Here is a 21,879-nt window from a genome sequence, read left to right on the forward strand (position 1 = left end):
CTATCTGATGGCATTGCTCAAGGCAATGCAGCATATACTTTTAAGTAGAATTTGAGAATTCTCGCATAAAAACTCTCACTATCGCTAGGGCGTATCTTTATAGAATTAGCGACTAGCTTTTAATTGCTCAATAAACTCAGGCACTACTTCAAATAAATCACCCACTAAGCCGTAGTTAGCAATTTGAAAAATGGGGGCATCTTCATCCTTATTGATAGCAACAATAACCTTAGAATCTTTCATGCCAGCCAAATGTTGAACTGCCCCAGAAATTCCAACTGCTATATAAAGTGATGGAGCAACAATTTTTCCAGTTTGCCCAACCTGATAATCATTAGGAACAAAGCCTGCGTCAACAGCGGCCCTTGAAGCGCCCACAGCGGCACCCAATGCATCAGCTAACTCTTCAATTAATTTAAATTTTTCAGTACTTTGCAAGCCTCGTCCACCCGAAACCACTATTTTTGCACTCGCTAAATCAGGACGCTCAGATTGACTGAGTTCGTGTTTAACAAATCTAGTACTGCTTTCCTGGATAGATTTGTCAATTCGCTCTATACAGCAAGGGGATTGACTCTCTGTAATCGCATCAAATGCTGTTGTACGAATAGTAAGAATTTTTGTGGCATCCAGAACTTTTACTGTTTCAATAGCATTACCCGCGTAGATAGGATGCTCAAAAGTATCCTTCTCAATGATACGGCTTACATCTGATACTTGAGCAGTGTCCAATTTAGCAGCAACACGCGGCAATAGATTTTTACCAAATGTAGAGGCTGGCGCCAAAATGGCCGTAAATGAACCAGCGATAGAGGTAATTAGCTCCGCCATATTTTCAGCAAGTTGATGTTCATAGACTGCATTATCAACTAGCCAGACCGCGTGAGCACCAGCTATGGCAGCAGCCTCTTCAGCGACAGCCTGGCACTGATATCCCGCAACTAAAAGTATGACATCCTGTTTTAGTGCTATTGCTGCAGAAAGCGTATTTCGCGTCGCAGAATGTATGAATTTATTATCATGTTCAACAATTACTAAAGTGCTCATCCTGCCTCCCTATTAAAGCACTTTGGCTTCAAATTTTAATTTATTGATCAACTCACTGACAGAGGTTACTTTAATACCCGCACTTCTCGATGCAGGAGCCGTAGTAGAAATGACTTGAACATGCTCCTTCAACGTTAATCCAAGTGTGTCATATTCAGTGATATCCAATACTTTGCGCTTTGCTTTCATGATATTTGGTAAGCTCGCATAACGCGGTTCGTTTAAACGTAAATCTGTGCTGACAACTGCGGGTAATGACATTGTCAAGGTTTCAAGGCCACCATCTATTTCCCGAGTTACTTCAATCGCTTTTTCCTGAACAGTCAATTTTGAAGCAAAGGTTGCCTGAGGCCAATTCAGTAATGCTGCTAGCATTTGTGGTGTTTGATTGTTGTCACCATCAATGGATTGCTTGCCCATCAATACCAATTCCGGTTGTTCCCTTTCCACAATTTTTTGTACTATTTTGGCAATGTTTAAACTGCAGAAATGTTTCTCTGTACGAACCAGAATTGCTCTATCAGCACCCAGGGCAAGGGCATGACGTAAGGTTTCCTGGCTTGCATCGGGACCGACTGTGACGGCAATAATTTCATGATCGTTATTTTTTTCTTTAAGACGAACCGCTTCTTCAACTGCAATTTCATCAAAGGGATTCATAGACATTTTAATATTTTGTGTTTCAACCCCAGTATTATCTGCTTTAACCCGAATTTTAACGTAAGGGTCTATCACCCGCTTCACTGCAACCAGAATTTTCATAGTTCCTCGCTGGAATATCAACCTGTCAGCATCTTGCCAGAGATGTTGATCAAAGTTCAAGTTTATCTTTATTGTTTTTATTTTTAAACCTTTAGGGTTTACACAGAATCACGTCGTTGCGAGCGTCAGCGAAGCAATCCACTACGAACTTTAAACAAAATATGTTTTGGTTGCTTTACTGCGTTCGCAACGACGATATGAAATTTTTTGTTCTGGGTAAGCTATTAGTCATTAGCTAATATTTGTAAATAAGCTTTAAATTCTTGTCCAATTTCAGGGTGGTTTAAACCTAACTCGACGGTGGCTTGTAAATACCCCAATTTTGAACCGCAATCATAGCGTTTTCCCATAAACTGATAAGCTTGCACTTTTTGTTCAGTCAATAAACTTCGGATACCATCCGTTAATTGAATTTCGCCACGCTGATCAGCAACCGTTTTCTTCAAACAGGCAAAAATTTGCGGTGTAAAAATATAGCGCCCCACTGAAGCAAGATTAGAAGGGGCAAGTTCTCTTTTTGGCTTTTCAATCATGCCGAGTATCGTTGTGTAATTTTCACCAGCATCAACAACACGGACTACCCCATATTGGGGAACATCGTGCCAGGGAACAGGTTGTACCGCTAACACGGATAATTTGTCTCTATTGAAATGCTCCGTCATGGCGGAAAGGCAGGGTAATCTAGAATCATCAATTAAATCATCAGCCAGTAATACGGCAAAAGGATCATCCCCTATAACATGTTCAGCACAAAGCACCGCGTGTCCAAGTCCTAAGGGTTGATTTTGTCTTACATACGTAAATTGAATACCCGGGGGCGAGACACTTTTTACCAACTCTAATAGATTTTCTTTTCCCTGTTCTTCAAGACGTTTTTCCAATTCAAAATGATTGTCAAAATGATCTTCAATTGCTCTTTTACTCGAACTAGTGATAAAAATCATGTGCGTAATGCCTGCACGAACGGCTTCCTCAACAGCATATTGAATAAGTGGCTTATCAACGATTGGTAACATTTCTTTAGGATTTGCCTTCGTGGCTGGTAAAAAACGAGAGCCTAATCCTGCAACTGGGAAAACAGCTTTTTTAACTTGCATCCTTTGTATACTCCTATTGGATAACGGAATCACCAACTGTTGGTCGCCCTACCGAATAATACGTTAATTTCGCAGCAGCAATGCTGTCTAGTTCAAAACAATTACGCCCATCAATAATTGGCGCATCGTTTAACTTCTCTTTTAAGAGCGATAAATTAAACGTTTTAAACTCTGCCCATTCAGTCACAATCACTAATGCATCCAAAGCATTATCAAGCACCATCTCTGCAGAGTTACACCAATGAATCGAACCATTATCAGGTAAAATTTTTTGCGCTGCAGATATTGCCACAGGATCATAGACATGCAGTTTTACTTCAGCTTTTAGTAAGGCCTTAATAGCAATTAGGCTGCTTGCCTCACGCAAATCGTCGGTTCCTGGTTTAAACGACAACCCCCAAATTCCGACGTTCAAACCTTTAAGAAAGTGGTTAAAATGATTTGCCAAATGATTAAAAACCCAATTTTTTTGAACATTATTAATGCTATCAATAGATTGTAAAAGACTTGTATCGATATTATTTGATTTGGCAATCTGAATGAGCGCACGAACATCTTTAGGAAAACAAGACCCCCCATAACCAATACCAGCTTGTAAAAAATGCGGGCCTATACGATGGTCAAGCCCAATACCCTCTCGGATATCATCAATGTTTGCACCAAACTTTTCAGCAATTTGACTGATTTGATTTATAAAACTGATTTTACAAGCAAGCATTGCATTTGCCGAATATTTGGTTAATTCGGCAGAACGAAGACTCATTGTCAGAAGAGGAATTTTTTTATCCACCAACGGTTGGTAGATTCTTTTTAAAATCTTCAACGCTTCTGTGGGGCCACCAATAATGATTCTGTCGGCATTTAAAAAATCATAGACAGCCGTTCCTTCACGCAAAAATTCAGGATTAGATGCTACTGTTATAGTAATATCTTTACCATTCGTTGCAAGTTCTTCATTAACAAGGCGCTGAATAGCGTCCCCTGTTCCTACTGGAACGGTTGATTTAGTGACCAATATTCCATTTTCTTTTGCTTCTTGAGTCACTTTTTTAGCGACTGCAAATACTTGTGACAAATCAGCGCTGCCATCTTCCTGACTGGGCGTTCCAGTAGCAATAATATGCACCTGAGCGGCCCCTATGGCTTCACCAGTATCAGCAGTAAATCGAAGTCGCTTCGATTGCAATTGTTCTTGCAATAGCTCCGGAAGTTCCTTTTCATAAATAGGACATTTCCCCTTAGATAGGAGAGCAATTTTTTGCACATCAATATCCGCACAAATAACTTCATGTCCAAGTTTGGCAATACAGACTGCAGATACCAGACCTACATAGCCTGCACCATAAACAGAAATAATCATGACGCTCTCAAAAATTTAAATGCCAGCATTATCGGCAAAATCTGACTGAATGAAAATAGCCTCAAGTAGATTTCTCAGGGTAAACCTCCAAAAGATAAATCGCAATCGTTCAAGGGGGCCCTTCCTCTCACGTTGTTTGGAGTAAGAACGACGCAATTTGTGCAAGATGGAATCCTTCAATTAATTCAATTGGATTCTTATGCTATTAAACCGATATCGCAAGCCGGTTTTGTATTTCTTGTGCATCAGAGTTCCGTAACAGTTCCAGAAGGGTTTTAGCCATAGTAATCGTTTTTTCAGTTCTGCTTCCTTTGACATTCACTCTTTTATTGCTTTCCAGTAGCGCAATAATTGCAGCTGCTTTTTCTAACTTTTCCGGTACTGAGAGATTGCTTCTATCAATTACACGTAGTTTTCGAAGCGCTTTTTTGATGGTCTCATTTTTATAATTACCAGCACGCCAGTCTAAAAACCATTGATCCTGCAACTGCCTGGACTTTTGCTCCAAACTCATTGCCAATATTTTTAATTCAAAGGTTTTAAAACGCATGCCACCAAACAAATCTTGTGGTGCCAATATTAGCGCTTTGCTTTGATCACCGGGCTGTGGGCTATTCATACCATCGGCAACAGGAGCGGCCAATAATTTATAAATGCCACCACTGGCATCAATACCTAAATTGATGGCTCCCCTGACCATAAAAATATTCAGCTCCGTTAAGCGGGCAACCAGTGTGGTTACTGCAGTAAAAATGGTCTCGCCAAAGACTCGCATGATGCGTCCAATGGTTTGTCCCTGGCTTAAGGATGATTGTTCAAGTAAACGCCCTCCTTTTGATAGGGTATACGTCACTGCGTAAAGCAACGCCAACTCCTCAATGAAAAAGCTTAAACAATACCCTGTGGTCAAATAAGGCATTAATTGTGTTAGTCGCTGTGCCCAAATAATAGAAATATTGTTATTTAATTGGTCATTATAAGCTTCGGCGGAAGTCAACATGGCCAGTATGCTGTCTAATAGAGCGCGTTGCGTGTAGGTTTTAGCATTTTCCCTGTCCCTTTTAATTCGGGCTTTTAACGCTTCCATGGTTAAAATGTTGCCGTAATGAAACTCCGGGGCTTCAGGATTAGTCAATTTTTTTTCACATAATGCAACAAGGTTAAAGCAAACAGCCTCTTTAATAACACCCGAACTTAATGTGCTTTGAAGCCATTTATTTTGAGGTGAACTTACTGGATATCTGTCTGGATGAAATAAAAGATGCAATTTTTTGGTATGGGAGCGTATCGCTTCGGCAGTTAACCCATCCTGGGAGAGGTATTGGCAAATTAGAGCAATGAGACCTGCTTCAATTTTTTGTTTTATCTCGAAGGTAATAGTGGCCTTATTTTCATAGGTAAAACGTTCCCTGTCATAATCAGCATAGTCAGCAATTAATTGTTTTAAATGCGCTTCAAAATCCATGATTCTGCTCCCTGCTCTAGTTAAGAAATTCTTAACTTTTCATGAGTTATCTTTTACAGATTAAAATAAGCTTTAAAAAAAACCAACAATAGACTTTAATTTTTTTCATTTTGTAAAAAAGATGGAAAATTTCTTTTTTTATTGCTGAGTCTGATAGCTTAAGATGCATTTTTTTAGGATAATTATTGTTTTATGTACTTGCTTGGATAAAATTTAAGCAATATGGGTATTCAAACTAAGAAAACTGAATTTTGGCTTGGACATCCTGCAATTAGCCTGTTCTTATTGGTGAGTGTCATTTTATTTATAAGAATCCTATTACGTGGCCCAGTGCTTCTACTCGATGAGTCTGAACAAGTTGTACTAGCACAACATCTTTTACCAGGTTACCCCAACCAACCGCCCCTTTATAGCTGGCTGCAATATGTCTTTTTCAAGTTGTTTGGAGTAAATTTATTCAGCCTAGCCCTTCTAAAATGTATTTTATTATTTGGGTGCTTTTATCTTTTTTATTTGTTAAGCCAGCATCATTGCCAAAATAATTTATTGGCGTGGTGTGCCCTTGCATCCTGGGCTCTAATTCCCTCCATAGGCCTGGATTTAATAAAAGACAATACCCACTCTGTATTAGTATTGTTTTCGGCCTGTTTAACCTGGTACTGGTTTCATATTTATCATCATTGTTCCAAAATTTTTTGGTATTGTGGTTTTGGATTTATTATTGGCCTAGGTTTGCTGGCAAAATTTAACTATTTATTATTTTTTATTATTTTTTTTATCAGTTCTTTAACCATTCAAACCTATCGCAAGCGGTTAACTCATCCCTTTATGCTGCTATCCATAATAGTTATAATAATTATTACCAGCCCTTATGCCTATTGGCTTTTAAAGTATTCTGACCTAGGCTTTGCCAGTGCTTATAAATTAAATCCTTCAGGAGTTACTTACTTACACGGGCTTGTTCAATTATTCAAAACGAGCCTACTTTTCGCTGCCCCTCTCTTTATTGTTGCAACCCTTTTTTTTCACGGAAGTCAGTTTAAACAAAAGAGCGATTTGCTGTTGTATCGTTATCATTTACTATGCTTACCCATTCTTGCTGCAATTGTTATCTTAGGCCGATTTAGTGAATTTGAAACACGATGGCTAATTCCGATATTATTTTTGTGTCCCGTCTTATACTTTAGTCAGCTTAAATACAGCCCCGCTTTAAAAATCAAAGTTATGCTATTTCTTGCCTTATGTGCAGCGACCCAAATCATTTATTTTCTGATTTTAATTTACAACAGCCATTCAGAACAAACACAACGCAAGCAAGTGCCATTACATCAAATACTAGAATTCATTAAGGCTGATTCTAACATGCGGGATTTTATTGTTTCTGATTCTTATTGGCTTTTGGGAAATATTGCTACAACCCTTCCCACAAAAAATGTATGGCTGATTCAACCTACAAAAGAGTATTTACCCAAAGGCAGATCGCTTATTGTGTGGACAACTCCCCAATTGCCTTACTGGATTAACCTTTTTGCTTCTTCCTCTTTATTAACGGAGATAAAACTGCTTGTAAATCCAGAAACAAAACAGATTGTCGGGGGACAAGCCTTTGGCTACATTGCCCCCGAAGAACCAGTGGCTTTTTAGTATGAGTCATCGCTAAAGGCCAAAGGCTCGAAATTGTTTTTTCTCTGTAGCTACTTCCTCAGATGGGGAAAATAAACTATTCTGGCGCGGCGCGCATAATGTCTCTGCTTCCAATGTTGCATTTTCGGCAGTTAACCTGCAATCCAATAATGTTTCTAATAACTGCGGTGTGGGGGTCTGATGACTCTCGTGTAATCCAAAAAGTAGTTTTAATTGATTATTCGTTATCGTGAGATCTTCTCTAAGTGAAACAGTGTCACCGAGTAGATGGTTAATCAGCAATACACCAAGGCGGTTAGATAGGTCGCGAGGGATATAGTTATAAGTTAAGCTTTGCACACGGTGCCAAAGTCGGGTAATGACTTCAAGACGGGTAGCACAACCTTCTACTTCTCTCCAATACTGAGATACCAAATCAAGCAATTGCACGATAGCCACCCGACCTACATTATTATCAGTGAAATCTAATTCCATTAATAGTTCATACAAAGGATTGAGGTTGAATGCGGAGCCAGTTTTTTTAATACGGCGTTCAAGTTGCTCAATAAGAACTTTAGTCTGCGGAAAATGGTTAAGATCTCTATTGCAAAATTGCTCAAATTTAAATAATTGTTGTGAGTCATAAATAGGGGCAGACTCTAGTCGTTCAAGAAGTCTTTTAACATCCCAATTTATTACTAGGAGACTATATTGGGGAAAGTCTGAGGAAAAATCAGTCTTTAAACCGTATCTAGCATCGTAAAGATGTTGTGCCGCAAGTCGACGATAATAAACTGATTTCCATGTATGATCCGGATAAAACTTAGATAAATCATATTGTGCCTTTTCGTTACCACCCTTGGCAGCTGCCTTCAGTAAATCCTTTATTTCGATTGTCCTTCGATAATTATCTTTTTGCTTGAGTTGGACCAGTTCATATTGAGCAGGGGGAAAATATTGACTTGCGGAAAATTGATACCACTTTTTTGCCTGCGTCAGATTGTTTTCAACGCCAGATCCCGAGTGATAACATAGCCCCAATTCGTACATAGAGGGTGCAAAACCTTGACTTACTGTCCTTTTATATAAATTTATTGCTTTAGAAAAGTGTCCGTTTTTAAAATAGCTACGTGCAAGATTATGTAGAGCTAGGTTATATTGACCGTCAGCAGCCAATCTATAATAGTAATTTGCTTTTTCCGTGTCTCTTTGAACGCCACAACCTATTTCATAGAGATAACCTAATAGATTTTGAGCAGTACAGGAATTTTTTTCTGCCTCGAATAAATGCTCAACAGCTTTGGTAAGACAACGCTGAACTCCCAACCCTAGGAAATAACGCATGGCCAAAATTAATGGCTCATGAGAATCTTCAATATGTGTGACCTCAGATTCAATATTTTGTAAATAGGTTCTGTTCCGTAATTCATAAACACCATCCCCTTCACAAGCAAAGAGAGAGAACAAATATTCTTGTGTAGTTATATTTCTAATTTCGGTAAGCGCTCTATGATATCCCTTATCCAGCAAGTCAATAAAAATCTCTGCAGCAGTATTATAATGCTTTTTTTTTATAGCTTCCTCATAGGATTTCCAAGCTGTAACCATAGTCCTTCCCTTTTGAGAACAATAAAAATTCTGCTCAAATTTATTTAAGTCATGAAACGTTTCTTCTACGGGGAAGCAATTGTTTTCGATGAATTTTTTAATTTTTGCTTGGTCAAGCATAGAATCATTCTCCTCAAGTAATTTTAAATAATCTTCAATAGGCATCAATGCCGCTACTTTCCAGTGAATTGAGGAAAAGAGGAGACGTTATTGTTCGCTGAATTAAAGATACAGTTATCCCGTTCTTTTCCTCAGCGACCAACCCGTTTATTCATGAAAACTTGGTAAGTAAAACCAGTTCTTCTATTATCCTGGCGAAGAAGACAGGTCGCATTTTTGCGATTTAATCACTTATTAAAATCGACAAAATTTAGGCAGCAGGCTATCAAAATAGGCTCAAGTTGTCAAAATTTATACCTCGATTTAAGCGATGGTTTAGCAGGAGCCTGATAACACAGCCACACTCGGGTTCCAAATAAATACGCAAAAATTGCAACTGTTGAGGTAAGGCGAACAATAGTGGACTTGGTGCATAACAGCCCTATAATTTTCAATGGTACTGGTACCCTTCTATACATGTGCTTTCTTTCGGCAAAGATGTTTTACTCAAAATCTCGACGTGGTCTTGGTTCCGGAATTGTACGGGGCTCACCCTGGCAAGGCCTAGCTGGAAATACATCACAGCGTCCTCCTGAAATGTCCTTTAATTTGTCTTTATTAACTTTTTCTTTGGTTTCTTTTTTTGCAGAAACGGGAGAAGGCTTTTTCATGATTTTTGCCCTGTAGCAAGAAGGTCTTTTAAAGTATAGTTGAATTTTTTTCGATGGATTGATTAGGCAGCAGGAAAAATACGGCATTCGTTTAATTATTAATGGTACTACCCCGACATACAAAGTACGTATTAAAGAACGTCAAATTTGATTTCGAAAAACAAAAGCAGCTATTTTTGCAGCTGAAGTATGCTCGCTTTTTATAAATATTTTTACATGGTCCTGACATTCTAAGTACGACTGACTCTTTTGGCATCAATAAAAATGATGGAGTTTTAAAGAATATTATCAAGAAATCCGCAATAAAATAGATCCATTCTATAGACCCAAGAGAAAATAAGTATTTATTTTACTCCACTCACAGAATGAACAGTATTGCACAGGGTCAATATAAAGCGAATATTGCAGAAGATGACGTTTTAACCCATAAATGTGAGATGTAAAGATTTGACCGGAATTTGAAAATGGAAATCTCTGTCAGGCACACAAACTGGGTGAAGTTAATTACTGCTACATTTATTTCTCTTCTCACAATGAGTAATAATAAATTGCGGTCCGAGTTGTAAAAATAACAAGCCACTTATAATAAGAGTCCTTCATTTTCCTCTGGAGGTGAGATTTTGACCAAAGCCTCACCTTTTGTCGCCGTGCCGAAGAAAAAGCTCAATTTTTTTTCTTCTTTAACTGCCATAAGAGTAGAAGCCCCATCTTCCCCCGATTCTTTAGAAACCTTGGTTTCCAGGGTTTTTTGTGGTTCAGGACTTAACAAAATTTCTTCTGTACTAGTAGCAACAGGTAGAAACTGTTTATTTTCTGCAGTGCGGAATTTAGTCAAGGACTCTTGAATGTCTATCCTGTTACTGGGATCAAAAGCAGTCATTTGTTCTATAGTACGTCTAATAATTGCTGCAGACTGTAGATTAAGTTTATAAATTCCTCTGAATAATTTGGAGTAATTGTTCTTTCTTGCAAAATTAAGTATTTGCTCTTTTCTCAGACCACGCTGATAACTGCTGAGTTCTATATGCCATAGCAAGGCAAGAATACGCCCCATGGCATATACATCACTTAATTTAGTTGTCCCTTTTCTTAAGTAAACTTCAGGGGAAATATAAAAAGAGGAACCTACCGCATCATTTTTAACTGTTTCCTCACCAATTTTAGCCAGACCAAAATCAATGACTCCCACTGAGTTTTTAGCAATATCAACAATAATATTTTCTGGTTTTAAATCGCGATGAACCAAGCCCGCATTAAAGACCTGAGTCTGCAAAGCTTCCAGTAAACGAAGACTTAATTTATATCGCTGCTTAAGTGTTAATACGGATTTACCTGCTAAATCATCATTGATAATGCTAAGTAAATCACGTCCTTCCATGCGTCGCGACACACTGTAGATAGACCTTTCATAAGCCACTGGATATTTAGGGTGAGAATGAGAGGTCATGTTTGCCATAATATATTCAGCGACTGCGTTATCCATATTTGTAGGGCTATATGGATATTCTTTAACCACCCGGCGTTTACCGTAAGGTTTCTGTTTGATGATTAAATTGCTATCTGTAATCTTTATAGTCACTACAATGGGATAAACAACCCCATAAGTTCCCTTACCTAAAGGATTAAAGTCAATGACTTCATAGCGATGGCCTCCATGCTTACTTGGTCGTTTAATGATGGTATGAGTTAAACAAATTTGAACACAAGTTAGTACATAATAAGATTTTGATTTATACCAAGCTTGTCGAGCTTGGTCGTATTCGTCAGTCTGTTGAAACAACGCGAGAAGCATCGGTATGTCTTTTTCTTCAGGATGAATAACATCAATTCTTTGCATGGTGACCGTGTTCCTATTTATTCTTATCGGGCTTAATTGACAGGGTAGCTCTCCAGGATAAGTTAAACTTAAACCAATATCCTCGATCAATAGGATGATCGATACTTTCATCGCTAAGAAAGCACCCTATATAAAAATTTACTTCTTTAGTAGTTAACCTTACTTAATACTTGGAATTACAATCTTGTGCATCAATTCATCTCTTCTCAAACTTCCTTGTTTCTTAAAAAAAAGACAATTTTGTGCCATTATTTCTTGATCAGGATGAATTTCTGCCTCTTTTAATGAATTTAAAACTCCGATGTAGGTTATATTTTTATCATCACATAACATTGCATGTCTAAATGTGTCGATAGAACATAATTTTGCTTGTAATTTAAATGCTAAAGGAAAAGACGCTAAAAACTCTTCTTGATTAAAATTTTCTTTTAAAGCTTGCTTTGCATTTTCAAATCTTGGTTCATTATCATTCAAACTCGTATTTGTTTTTACGTATTTGTTAGATAACCATTGATCATTTACAGAATTAACATAGTTTTGAACATAAGGTATTTGAAACGCTATTAATATACCCTGAAGACAATGAAAACCAGTTTGTTTTTCTCCGTCCATTTTGGGTCTTACTGGGCTAATGTCACGTCTGGCCGCATATTTCACTATATCCATATAATTTTCTATAAATAATTGCTCCATTTCTTTCCGATGAAGTTCTAATTTTTCTGCGAATTGTTCTTCCTTTATTTTAGGAGATATATTATTCATTAAATCTGAGGAAACAGAGAAGAATCTATTTATTGCTAATTCAGCTTGCGCAAACCGTTGCTTATCATATGGAACCCCCCAGGACAACCATTGCTGTAAAATTTGGGTGGTTTTTAAAGCTTGATCTTGATTATGAAGTCTGAAACATTCAAATTCTACATTACGTTTAGCGAGTGATTCTGCAGATGGCAGTGTGGTTTCTGTAATACCGTAAGGCTCGCCTACTCCTCTCCAATGAATGATTTTATATATACTTTCCTGTTTGTTCACATGGGTGACTACAGCGACATGACGATAAAAATTATGTACTTTATCTTTTAGAACTAAAATGTCAGCCACTTTCAAGTCACTGGCCTCAATTGCCATGATATTTCCTTATAAATTTCGAAAAAAATTTAAAATAATCAGCAACCTAAGATCAGTTTTCGGTTCGCAAAATATTAATTGTTGTTAGAACTTTTAGGGACGTTGCCCCTAGTATATCCAAAAATATAAAGAGGCTAGGATAAGCCTCTTTCGCCGACTCGATTTAGCTTTGCAAAACGAGAAGCTCTTTCCCGTTGTATTAAGTATAAATTGCGGGCATATATGAACACACCTGTGGATTGACCCAATATAAATACGGGATCACGCTTGTAAATTGAATACACTAAAAGTGTTAATCCCCCAAATAAGCTTAAGTACCAAAAGGCCACAGGTATAATACTTTTTTTCTCTTTCTCACTGACTAGCCATTGAACTATAAAACGGGCAGAAAAAATTCCCTGGCCAATTAAACCAAGGCCAAGCCAAAGATACTCAGTGTTCATAGTTAGAAACCTCCGGTGAACAAGGGCGTTTTAATAACCAACGCACACCGATTAAATCATGGATACCCACAAACAAGCGGTTCATAACGCCATATTTGGAAACGCCATGCCAACGTGGACGGTGGTTAACAGGAAGATTAACTAACTTAAACCCTGCCCTCTTAAAAAGCGCAGGCAAAAAGCGGTGCAAATGATTAAAATGCGGTAAAACCAGAAATGCATCTCGAGGAAACAGTTTTAAACTGCAACCGGTATCCGGGCAATCATCATTGAGCAGACGCTGCCGTATACCGTTGCCAATACGGGAAGAGAGTTTTTTCAAGGTATTATCATCTCTTTTTTTACGATTGCCGAAAACCACGGTACGCGAATCATGCAGATGCTCAAAAAGGCGTGGTATATCGTTAGGATCGTTTTGGCCATCACCATCCAAAGTGACCAGCATAGAATACTGTGCAGCACGAGCCCCGCTCACCAAACCGGCACTTTGGCCAAAATTTTTCTTATGGTAAACCACTTTTAAATTGCTATAAGATTGTGATAATGCCTTTAGGCACTCCGTAGTACCATCTGTACTACCGTCATCAACAAAAATAATTTCATAGATAAAGCGTTCACTAGGAAGGGCTGCCACGATTTCTTTATAAAGCCCTTCAACATTATCCACCTCATTATAAACTGGTATAATTATTGAAACATCTTGCTGCATGTTTGAAAGCATTCTTTTTATCCAGGTTAAATCAAATTTTTGCTATTATACTGCATGTCCCCAAGCGGGTGCCAGCCACGATTTGCGACGCAAAAAGCAAAGTAAAATTCCTATTTCGAGCAGACTTAAATAAGCAGCAGTCAACACATCGCTTAAGTAATGATGGGTCAGTAAGACACGGGACAACGCAACGGTAATTCCAGTTAACATAAAAGCATAACAATATCGGGGAAATACAATACTTAAACCAAAAACAACACTCATAATCGTGGTTGTGTGGCCAGAGGGAAAAGACCAAAAAGGTGCGTGCAGTTGTAAACCGTAGAACCCATACACATCATTATGTATCCATAAATTAGGGCGAGCACGACCAAAAAGTATTTTTAAAAAACCACAAACCGCATTTGGTATAGCAACGCACATAAACAGGAACCAAGCGCGGGCTGCCCACTCCCTGTTAACCACAATATAACGAAAGACTACAGCCAGAATAAAGAAAGTAGGCATATAGACCACGCCCAAACCTAATTTGGTTATCCAACCAACTAGCGCTAAATGCTTCCTTACATCAAGGTTATAGAAATATTCAGCCACAGCTTTGTCAAAATACATGAAAGACAGCACAATCAAACCCACATAACTTATCATTACGACAGGGTTGGTCATCACTCTTAGCAAGCGATCGAATGGTGACATTTATTTACTCTCCTTTTGTTGTGTTACTAAAACAAGCTCAAGCCAACGTCCTTTTGTATAATTATATCCTGCGACATGGGCTTTAATGGATAATCGCAGCCCTTTTTTTTCCCAGTCTTTTAAAACTGTGGAATTAACCAGTGCCGCCCGGGAGGAATCAGTTTTTAATAGTTGCTCGACGCTGGCACTATCGAGGAACTTTACTAGTTTGGTATTTAAATTAAACACCAAACTAGGTTCCTCAAACCCGGCTACCAATAAAGGTTTTGCAACTGTAATTTCTTCTGCTTTTACAAGTTCAATTACATTACGTGTCAGCCATGCAGGCTTTAATTGAGGAAGCAGTTGCCCGAATAGAAGAGGATAAGTAATTAAGGCGGCAGCTAATATCGCGATACTTGATTTACGATAGGCACCGTACCATGAAAAATAGACACTGGCAACGGTCAGTATTACTATTCCGCAAAAAAGGACAATGCTTACAGCAGGAATTTTTCCTAAAACTAAATACGGAAGAATCATAAAACTACTGGCCAAACCTATTGATAAAACACCCCACATAATTTGTAAGAAATGCAACCATTTACCAGGAAGAGGCTCTTGTTTACTAGAATCAATGGCTAGTGCACAAAGTAAAGCAATTGCAGGAAAAGTGGGCAATACATATTGTGGCAATTTCGTTGGCATGATTTCAAAGAAAAGCCAAGTGGGTATTAACCAAGCTAAAAGAAATTTAACTGTTTTTTCATGATGCCAGCGACTGGCATAAACACCAGCATGCCATAAAAATAAAGAGGCAGGCCAAAACGTTAAAGGTAAAATTAACAAATGAAATAAAGGAGGTTTTCCATGGGACTCATGTCCTCCCTGCAATTTGGGTAATAAATCCCTATGTAACATTTGCATGAGGTAATTGCTATGCTCTGCGTTATTGACCATATAAACCCAACCCAGAGTCAGCAGCAAAAATAATAAAAAGCCGCGACAAAGACGCAGCCCTTGTAACCAAGCAACGCGCCTTTCAAAAAGACAAAGTGCGCTAACTGTTAAAAAACCCACTAAAGGCGTTACTCCCTTTAATACCATTCCAAAAGACAGGGCAAGCCAAAAACAAAATGCCCATCCCCAATGGACACGCTCACCCACGATGCCCTTTTCATAACAGTGCCACAAAGCCCCTTGCATCAATAAAACAGAAAATAATAAAGAGGCATCAATAACTGCCATGTGTGTTTCAACAATTAATAGCAATGAGGTTGTAAATAAACCTGAGGCTAATAAAGCTGTACCTTGGTTTACAAAATGACGGGCAAAGAAATACAACAATAAAACAGAAAATAACCCCCCTAATAGGGAAGGAACGCGATAAGGCCAAATCGTTGTAGCATCAGCATTACTAAATAAACGAACACTGGCCGCTTGGAGCCAGTTTATACCCGGTGGTTTTTGAAAACGGGTTTTATCTTGAAATCGAATTTGAAAATAATTGCCCGTTTGCAACATTTGTCGACTGGCTTGTGCAAAATGAGCTTCATCTCTGTCAATCACTGGTAAGTTGGCAATCCCAGGAAGAAAAAGCAACAGTGATAACAAAGTTAACGGAAGAATTGATTGTAACTTAGACAAACGATTATGCCCGAATGAAAAAGTATCGATAATATAGGAAGCTTGGATAAAATTCCACCTTGAACCCAGGGGTAAACGCATCTAATTTTTGCACACAAAATTGCTTCCTTTGTCTACTTGCGATGCTTTATGCATGACATCCAACAATCTTTTATCAACGCATGCACTGGATTCCGCGCATAAAGAGCGAAACGTAAACATTTGCTTGCATATCTTTCATTAGATGCGTTTAATTTGACCTTGAGTCTGCTTATCACAACCGTTAGAATGCTTCATTTAAATGAATAAATGATAGCATGCCTGAATTAACCGCTGTCCAACAAATTGCCATCTGGTTACTGCCTGTCTTGTTTGCTATCACCTTTCATGAGGCAGCACATGCCTGGGTCGCTTACCGTTTAGGGGATACAACCGCCAAAATGTTAGGTCGGCTTAGCTTTAATCCCATAAAACATATTGACCTTATTGGCACTATTATTGTGCCCATTGCCATTTTAATATTGAGCCAATTTAATTTTGTCTTTGGCTGGGCAAAACCAGTACCGATTAATGACTCACAATTTCGCAATCCCCGACGCGATGTAGCTTTAACAACTGCAGCAGGACCATTGTCTAACTTACTAATGGCTGTTATCTGGGCAGGACTATTAAAATTAGCGACAAACCTTGATCCGCAATCATCCAACTTTGCTTTATTCCTTTTGTTGACAGCGCGCGCTGGTATTATTATTAATCTCCTATTAGCCTATCTTAATTTAATCCCTATTCCTCCCTTGGATGGAAGCCGTATCGTGGCAAGCCTGATGCCGCCACGCTCTGCGTCTATTTATTTAAGATTGGAACCTTGGGGATTTTTTATTTTAATTATTCTGATGTTTACCGGGATTCTTGCCTGGCTTATTAATCCACCCATTCAATGGTCCCTACTATTTCTTCGTTCCTTATTTAATTTATGAAAATTCTTGCTGATGCGACATTACCTGGATTATCTAAAGCTTTTCCCAAGCCCTTTGAGTTAACTTTATATCACGACACTGTTTCCCTTCCTCAGTTATTAGAAGGCCAGCAGATTTTAATTTGTCGCTCCACGCTAAAGGTAACAGAATCTTTATTAGCAAATTCACATTTGCGCTATGTTGCCACAGCAAGTAGTGGCACTGATCATATTGATACGAGGTTTCTCCAGTCCCGAGGAATAAAACTGATGGATGCTAGAGGAAGTAATGCGACAGCTGTTGCTGATTATGTCATTGCAAACCTTGCTTTTTTGCAACAGTATAAAAACTTTAAAGGGACCAAAGCCGCTGTCATTGGGGTGGGTGAAGTAGGGTCTAAAGTTTTGGCACGTCTTCAAAGTGCAGGTTTGCAAGTGCTTGCCTATGATCCGCCAAAAAGCAAACGTGAGCGTACTTTCACTAGTTGTTCGCTCGAAGCGGTCACAACATGTGATCTTATTACTATTCATGCTAACTTACACTTTAGCCCGCATGATGCAAGTTTTAATCTTATCAACAGTACCATACTAAAAAAATTAAGCCCTTATTCCGTCATTATTAATGCTTCTCGAGGGGGTATTGTTAATGAGACTGAATTGTTGCAGCAAACCAAGCCTCTCCTTTATTGCACCGATGTGTATAATAATGAACCTGCTATTCGTGCAGACATTGTCAATTTTTCAACCCTTTGCACCCCCCATATTGCAGGTCACAGCCTTGAAGCAAAAGAGAATGCGGTGATTATGTTAAGTCAGAAACTTCATACAGCGTACGAATTAGCGTTGCCAGAATATACCCTTCCCACTGTTGCCCATATTCCCCAGTTGCAAACGGAGGCGTCGTGGCAAGACTATGTCCTCTCCCTGTACAATCCTATTTATGAAACTGAAGAATTAAAAAAAGCTGGCAACCTGGAAAGCGCCTTTTTAAGTTTACGCAAAGGACATCAACACCGGCATGACTTTGCTGTTTATGCAAAAAATTTACCGGCTAACAATAACTTTTTACGAATTCTTGGCGACAGGAACAAAGTCTAATAGCATGTAGCCCGGTTGCTTGCAACCGGGAAATAAATCGCCAACCTACAATATGAATCTTTGAGCCTGTCAGAACCTACTTTTAGTGTCTAGGAAAGTTAAATAGAGTACTTCCCGGCTGCAAGCAGCCGGGCTACATTTACTTTTAAAGAATAGTTGCAGCATCCGAAAACTTGAATTAAATTTTATCCTCTTCGCCTAACTATTCTTTGTATACAAAAAACGTTCCACCTCAAGAAGAGTATTGGTTTTTTCACGATGAATAAGTAATCGATTATGGTTGAGCGCTTCTCTAAGGCTATGGCTTTCTTCATCCTTTTTATAATTTAAAACCTCTTCTGGCGATTTAAACAACTGTGGATTCTTTTCTATCGCTTCAATAGCATGTTTCAAAGCTTCTTTTATAAATGCAGCTTTTTTGCCTTTCCCAATCGAAAAAAATGAAATGCTATCCTGGAATTTTTTGATTTGACGTTCAATTGTTTCAATTAGCGAATTATAATTTTCAAAAGGTGCAGCTTCTGCAGCAAAATCGCTAGCCGCCGCTTTATTCATTTCTTCAGTATGCTTTAAACCCAATAATTCAGGAATCGCTAAAATCGCTTCATCAATTTGACTTTCTGCAAAAAGAAACTTAAAAATCTCACGAATATTACAATCAATACTGCTAATTGAAATAATCATCTCATCGTTTGCATCAACATTTTCTCGAGACCATACAATTTCCTTACCAAACTGCTTTAGCCGCTCGATCATGTTGAAATAATAAGCCTGTGCTTTCTCAGGGAAACCAGCAAAACTGAAAGCAAAAGATTCGTTTTCAATACCAACAATTTCTATTTGGTTAAAATTACTATCTTTATCATTATTTTTGTAAATTATATGAACAAATTTTCGCATAAAAGGTTCGACCATCCATTTTTTAATGGTATCGTCAGATGAACTTAAATCTTGCTCGTTTACTTTTTCCCACTTCATCGATTTTCACATATTAAGTTGTACTAATAAAGATAATTATGATCTGTTTTTGATCTTATTGATATGGGTATAAATACCCATTTTTTTTAACCATCGATATGTCGTAATGTTTAGTTTAAGCGGCTGTACTCAACCGGAAGTAAAAAAATGTATAAGCAACTTTATAGAGCGCTGCAACAATTTTTAATGGGTTATTACATCAGTATTAAATACGCCGATATCTTTGAAGAGACACTCTTAAAAATGGCAGGGATTATGACTAAACCACGCCGTTGTCAATTCGGTCAATTAAATGATGAACAAATGTTTTTTACAGTAAAAGGCATCCGAGAAGATGACAATTGATCATCGTAAGCATGCCTTAGCACATGCAGCAAGTCGATTACAAATCCTTTCAAAAGCACAGTTAGGCCTACCTGATGATATTCAACCCGAGGACATTCGGTTCCAGAGTTTATATAAATTATCATTTCGCTTTTGTTCAAAATCATCTAGCGTTTCTTTATCAACACCAGCTGCTCCTGCGTTGGTTTTCACCAATTTATAAGCTTGTACAACTTGCATTTTAGGTATTACAAAGGGTTTTGTCTTTTCCAACTATTTCCTCCTGATTGCTCAGTTGAATAGTAAGTTAAACCGCCTAATGCTGCCCCTTCACTCCATAGCCATTACAGCTACTTCATCGCTACTACGAACAGCTCCTTCCCAGTGCTTTGCATCGATACGCTCGCCTCATAACCTAGTTATTTGTACTTCTCTCTTAACATCAAAGCGACTGGTTCCCGTAGTTCCATAAGAAAGCCAAGACTAGACTCACGCCACCTATACGCCGGATGCCGTCTACGCAGCGCCCAAGTTTGTCCGTAAACTTTATCCTAGAGCCTATTATCAACCCTAGTTTCGACATCACTTGACTGATTAACGACGCGTCTACAGTGGTTCAGGATAATTCGTCTTTCTAGTCCTCACCTGCCAAATCAAGTATGACTTTTCCTTAACGCTCACGACCACTACTCTTAATAGCAGCCGCTTAAAGGTGGTTTGATACCTGCTCTTGGAAGCCGATATCGATGGGCCTACCATCATCTTTCTTATAGCTTCACTCTAGAATATCTCTTCATGACATATTCTTTCTGCCCTACGGCACACATCGCAGTAATCAGACTTATTAACAATATTCTGCGCGTGCTACCTTCTACCTTTACCCTCTTCCTCGTCTCTATGAATCATGAGTACTAACTGCTAATAATTGGATTTTAAGAATCCGCAGACTGATTGACGAGTTAAAGACAACCGGGCTATCAATTCCCCAATCTTTCACTAAATACATTGATAAACTGGTTGTCGCAAGTGCCAGGTTATGTACTCTAAAAATAAAAGCTGTTTTTATATTCTTCCATCTGACATGCTTCTTTGAAAATTCTTGTTGCATCTAATGAATTTACCTGACTTAACTCTCTTAATAATTTCCAGGCAGGCTCTTCAGCTATTGAAAGCGTATCATTAAGATCATGGCTATCATTACGAAGCATCGAATGCACCACAGTAACACATAAGCGAATAAGTATTAAATCAAATAGAACTTCAACTTCATCTTCTTGCAGGGGATAAATACCGTGATATTTTTCAATAATAGCAGCCGCCGCTTGTAAGGGATTCTTTTTTTCCATGATTGCATAAGTAACCGCAATAGCTAGCTCGCAAATCGTAGCGCTCTCAATCATATCCCCAAAATCGATAAATCCTGAAACTCGCGACTGACCAGTGGAGTTGGAAATCAGAACATTCCAGGGGTTAACATCATTATGAATAATGCTAGATCGGAGTTTTACTAGTTCAGGAAGCATTGTGTCTATATAATGATCATATATACTTTTTATGAGCTTTTTGTCATTTTCATTTCTAATTTTAGAAAGATGTCCACCGATTAAGTTTGCTTGTAATAAATCCCATGTAAAAGGACGTTTCGCTGCAGCGTGCTGGAATTTATCGAGCGCTAAGCTTAATTGGCCTAGCTTTTCACCAAAATCAGAAAGCAAATCAAGAGATTCTCTTGATTCATCTGCTAACAATTTATCTTCTATGTAAGTAAATAATCTAGCATATCGAAATTCTGTCTTATCAGAGTCTAATATAACAATATAATCTCCTGATAATGTTTTCTGAGGATCAGGAACTTTAAAGTGTTTATTTGAATTAAGTTGCAGAAGTGCGACATTTTGCATTTCAAGAACTGATTTTGGTTCCTCTGGATGAGATATTTTCAAAAGAAACTGTCTTTTATCATCACATGTTAAATGAAAATTAACATCATGACCTCCGGGTAGCTTTTTGGCTGAGACTTTAAGGCGATAATGTTTCAAAACAATTTCTTCAACTTCCGATGCTAAAAAATCTCCCATTTTTTCTTCCATCCCATTTAGTGTTATTTTATGAAAGCTACATTTTTATTCAGATTCAATTTTTCTTGATGATTTAATCAAGAATAAGTGAATAAAACCTAGTTTTAGAATTAATCGGACTTTTTGTTATTTCCTTTTTTCAAGCTTTATAAATTATCCTTTTAAATTTTTAATAATTAGCTCTTGTGGCAAAATTGGTCCTTCGTCTTTTATTAAACCATAAGTAGTTGGTCTAAAGAGAGCATTTAGAATGATATCTTGATTTTCTTTTACACAACTACTATCTGGCTCTTTCA

Annotated in this window: 20 protein-coding genes; 5 read left to right on the top strand and 15 right to left on the bottom strand. The window is 38.1% G+C overall.

Annotation, left to right across the window (positions count from 1 at the left end; genetic code table 11):
- Positions 1-105: 105 nt before the first annotated feature.
- The 5 genes from Ljam_RS06805 to Ljam_RS06825 all read right to left on the bottom strand — a co-directional run bounded on the left by Ljam_RS06805 (position 106) and on the right by Ljam_RS06825 (position 5,731).
- Positions 106-1,047: an electron transfer flavoprotein subunit alpha/FixB family protein gene (locus Ljam_RS06805; RefSeq protein ID WP_058449368.1), complete on the bottom strand. Its 942-nt coding sequence runs from the start codon at positions 1,045-1,047 to the stop codon at positions 106-108.
- A 12-nt stretch (positions 1,048-1,059) separates the two neighbouring features.
- Positions 1,060-1,809: an electron transfer flavoprotein subunit beta/FixA family protein gene (locus tag Ljam_RS06810; protein WP_058449369.1), complete on the bottom strand. Its 750-nt coding sequence runs from the start codon at positions 1,807-1,809 to the stop codon at positions 1,060-1,062.
- 224 nt (positions 1,810-2,033) lie between these two features.
- The gene (gene galU / locus Ljam_RS06815; protein WP_058449370.1) at positions 2,034-2,906 is read right to left on the bottom strand and encodes a UTP--glucose-1-phosphate uridylyltransferase GalU; all 873 of its coding nucleotides are present in this window, start codon (positions 2,904-2,906) and stop codon (positions 2,034-2,036) included.
- Between the two features lie 13 nt (positions 2,907-2,919).
- Positions 2,920-4,266, bottom strand: coding sequence for a UDP-glucose dehydrogenase family protein (locus Ljam_RS06820; RefSeq protein ID WP_058449371.1), 1,347 nt, complete (start codon positions 4,264-4,266; stop codon positions 2,920-2,922).
- A 205-nt stretch (positions 4,267-4,471) separates the two neighbouring features.
- Positions 4,472-5,731, bottom strand: coding sequence for a hypothetical protein (locus tag Ljam_RS06825; protein ID WP_058449372.1), 1,260 nt, complete (start codon positions 5,729-5,731; stop codon positions 4,472-4,474).
- A gap of 222 nt (positions 5,732-5,953) precedes the next feature.
- On the opposite strand from Ljam_RS06825, the gene Ljam_RS06830 reads away from it, so the two are divergent.
- Entirely contained in the window at positions 5,954-7,375 is a 1,422-nt protein-coding gene (locus tag Ljam_RS06830; protein WP_058449373.1) for an ArnT family glycosyltransferase, read from the top strand.
- Positions 7,376-7,387: 12 nt separating this feature from the next.
- Here Ljam_RS06830 and Ljam_RS06835 read toward each other — a convergent pair whose 3' ends face one another.
- The 8 genes from Ljam_RS06835 to Ljam_RS06870 form a co-directional block, all read right to left on the bottom strand.
- Positions 7,388-9,127, bottom strand: coding sequence for a tetratricopeptide repeat protein (locus Ljam_RS06835; protein WP_058449374.1), 1,740 nt, complete (start codon positions 9,125-9,127; stop codon positions 7,388-7,390).
- 437 nt (positions 9,128-9,564) lie between these two features.
- On the bottom strand, positions 9,565-9,732 hold the full coding sequence (locus Ljam_RS15160) for a hypothetical protein (RefSeq protein WP_156411917.1): 168 nt from the start codon (positions 9,730-9,732) through the stop codon (positions 9,565-9,567).
- A gap of 580 nt (positions 9,733-10,312) precedes the next feature.
- Positions 10,313-11,680 carry a protein kinase domain-containing protein gene (locus Ljam_RS06845; protein WP_082651592.1) on the bottom strand — a complete coding sequence of 456 codons (1,368 nt, stop codon included), beginning with the start codon at positions 11,678-11,680 and terminating at the stop codon, positions 10,313-10,315.
- 48 nt (positions 11,681-11,728) lie between these two features.
- Entirely contained in the window at positions 11,729-12,697 is a 969-nt protein-coding gene (locus Ljam_RS06850) for a hypothetical protein (RefSeq protein ID WP_058449377.1), read from the bottom strand.
- 134 nt (positions 12,698-12,831) lie between these two features.
- The gene (locus tag Ljam_RS06855) at positions 12,832-13,140 is read right to left on the bottom strand and encodes a lipid-A-disaccharide synthase N-terminal domain-containing protein (RefSeq protein ID WP_058449378.1); all 309 of its coding nucleotides are present in this window, start codon (positions 13,138-13,140) and stop codon (positions 12,832-12,834) included.
- The gene (locus Ljam_RS06860) at positions 13,130-13,861 is read right to left on the bottom strand and encodes a glycosyltransferase family 2 protein (RefSeq protein WP_058449379.1); all 732 of its coding nucleotides are present in this window, start codon (positions 13,859-13,861) and stop codon (positions 13,130-13,132) included. Before Ljam_RS06860 ends, Ljam_RS06855 begins: the two co-directional genes overlap by 11 nt.
- Before the next feature lie 33 nt (positions 13,862-13,894).
- Positions 13,895-14,545 (bottom strand): phosphatase PAP2 family protein, encoded by a 651-nt coding sequence (locus Ljam_RS06865; protein WP_058449380.1) that lies wholly within the window; start codon positions 14,543-14,545, stop codon positions 13,895-13,897.
- On the bottom strand, positions 14,546-16,252 hold the full coding sequence (locus Ljam_RS06870; RefSeq protein ID WP_058449381.1) for an ArnT family glycosyltransferase: 1,707 nt from the start codon (positions 16,250-16,252) through the stop codon (positions 14,546-14,548).
- 215 nt (positions 16,253-16,467) lie between these two features.
- Between Ljam_RS06870 and Ljam_RS06875 the strand changes: the two genes are divergently transcribed.
- On the top strand, positions 16,468-17,127 hold the full coding sequence (locus Ljam_RS06875) for a site-2 protease family protein (RefSeq protein ID WP_058449382.1): 660 nt from the start codon (positions 16,468-16,470) through the stop codon (positions 17,125-17,127).
- The gene (locus tag Ljam_RS06880; protein ID WP_058449383.1) at positions 17,124-18,203 is read left to right on the top strand and encodes an NAD(P)-dependent oxidoreductase; all 1,080 of its coding nucleotides are present in this window, start codon (positions 17,124-17,126) and stop codon (positions 18,201-18,203) included. Before Ljam_RS06875 ends, Ljam_RS06880 begins: the two co-directional genes overlap by 4 nt.
- Before the next feature lie 198 nt (positions 18,204-18,401).
- On the opposite strand, the gene Ljam_RS06885 is transcribed toward Ljam_RS06880, so the two are convergent.
- The gene (locus Ljam_RS06885) at positions 18,402-19,181 is read right to left on the bottom strand and encodes a hypothetical protein (RefSeq protein ID WP_058449384.1); all 780 of its coding nucleotides are present in this window, start codon (positions 19,179-19,181) and stop codon (positions 18,402-18,404) included.
- Positions 19,182-19,328: 147 nt separating this feature from the next.
- Here Ljam_RS06885 and Ljam_RS06890 point away from each other — a divergent pair, with 147 nt between their 5' ends.
- Positions 19,329-19,526: a hypothetical protein gene (locus Ljam_RS06890; RefSeq protein ID WP_058449385.1), complete on the top strand. Its 198-nt coding sequence runs from the start codon at positions 19,329-19,331 to the stop codon at positions 19,524-19,526.
- Positions 19,516-19,728 (top strand): hypothetical protein, encoded by a 213-nt coding sequence (locus Ljam_RS15165; protein ID WP_156411918.1) that lies wholly within the window; start codon positions 19,516-19,518, stop codon positions 19,726-19,728. The genes Ljam_RS06890 and Ljam_RS15165 overlap by 11 nt, the downstream gene beginning before the upstream one ends.
- Positions 19,729-20,548: 820 nt before the next feature.
- Here Ljam_RS15165 and Ljam_RS06895 read toward each other — a convergent pair.
- Positions 20,549-21,583, bottom strand: a complete 1,035-nt coding sequence (locus Ljam_RS06895) for a phosphotransferase (protein WP_058449386.1) — start codon at positions 21,581-21,583, stop codon at positions 20,549-20,551.
- Between the last annotated feature and the right edge of the window lie 296 nt (positions 21,584-21,879).

This window comes from Legionella jamestowniensis (assembly GCF_001467745.1).
GTDB classification, from domain to species: Bacteria; Pseudomonadota; Gammaproteobacteria; order Legionellales; family Legionellaceae; genus Tatlockia; species Tatlockia jamestowniensis.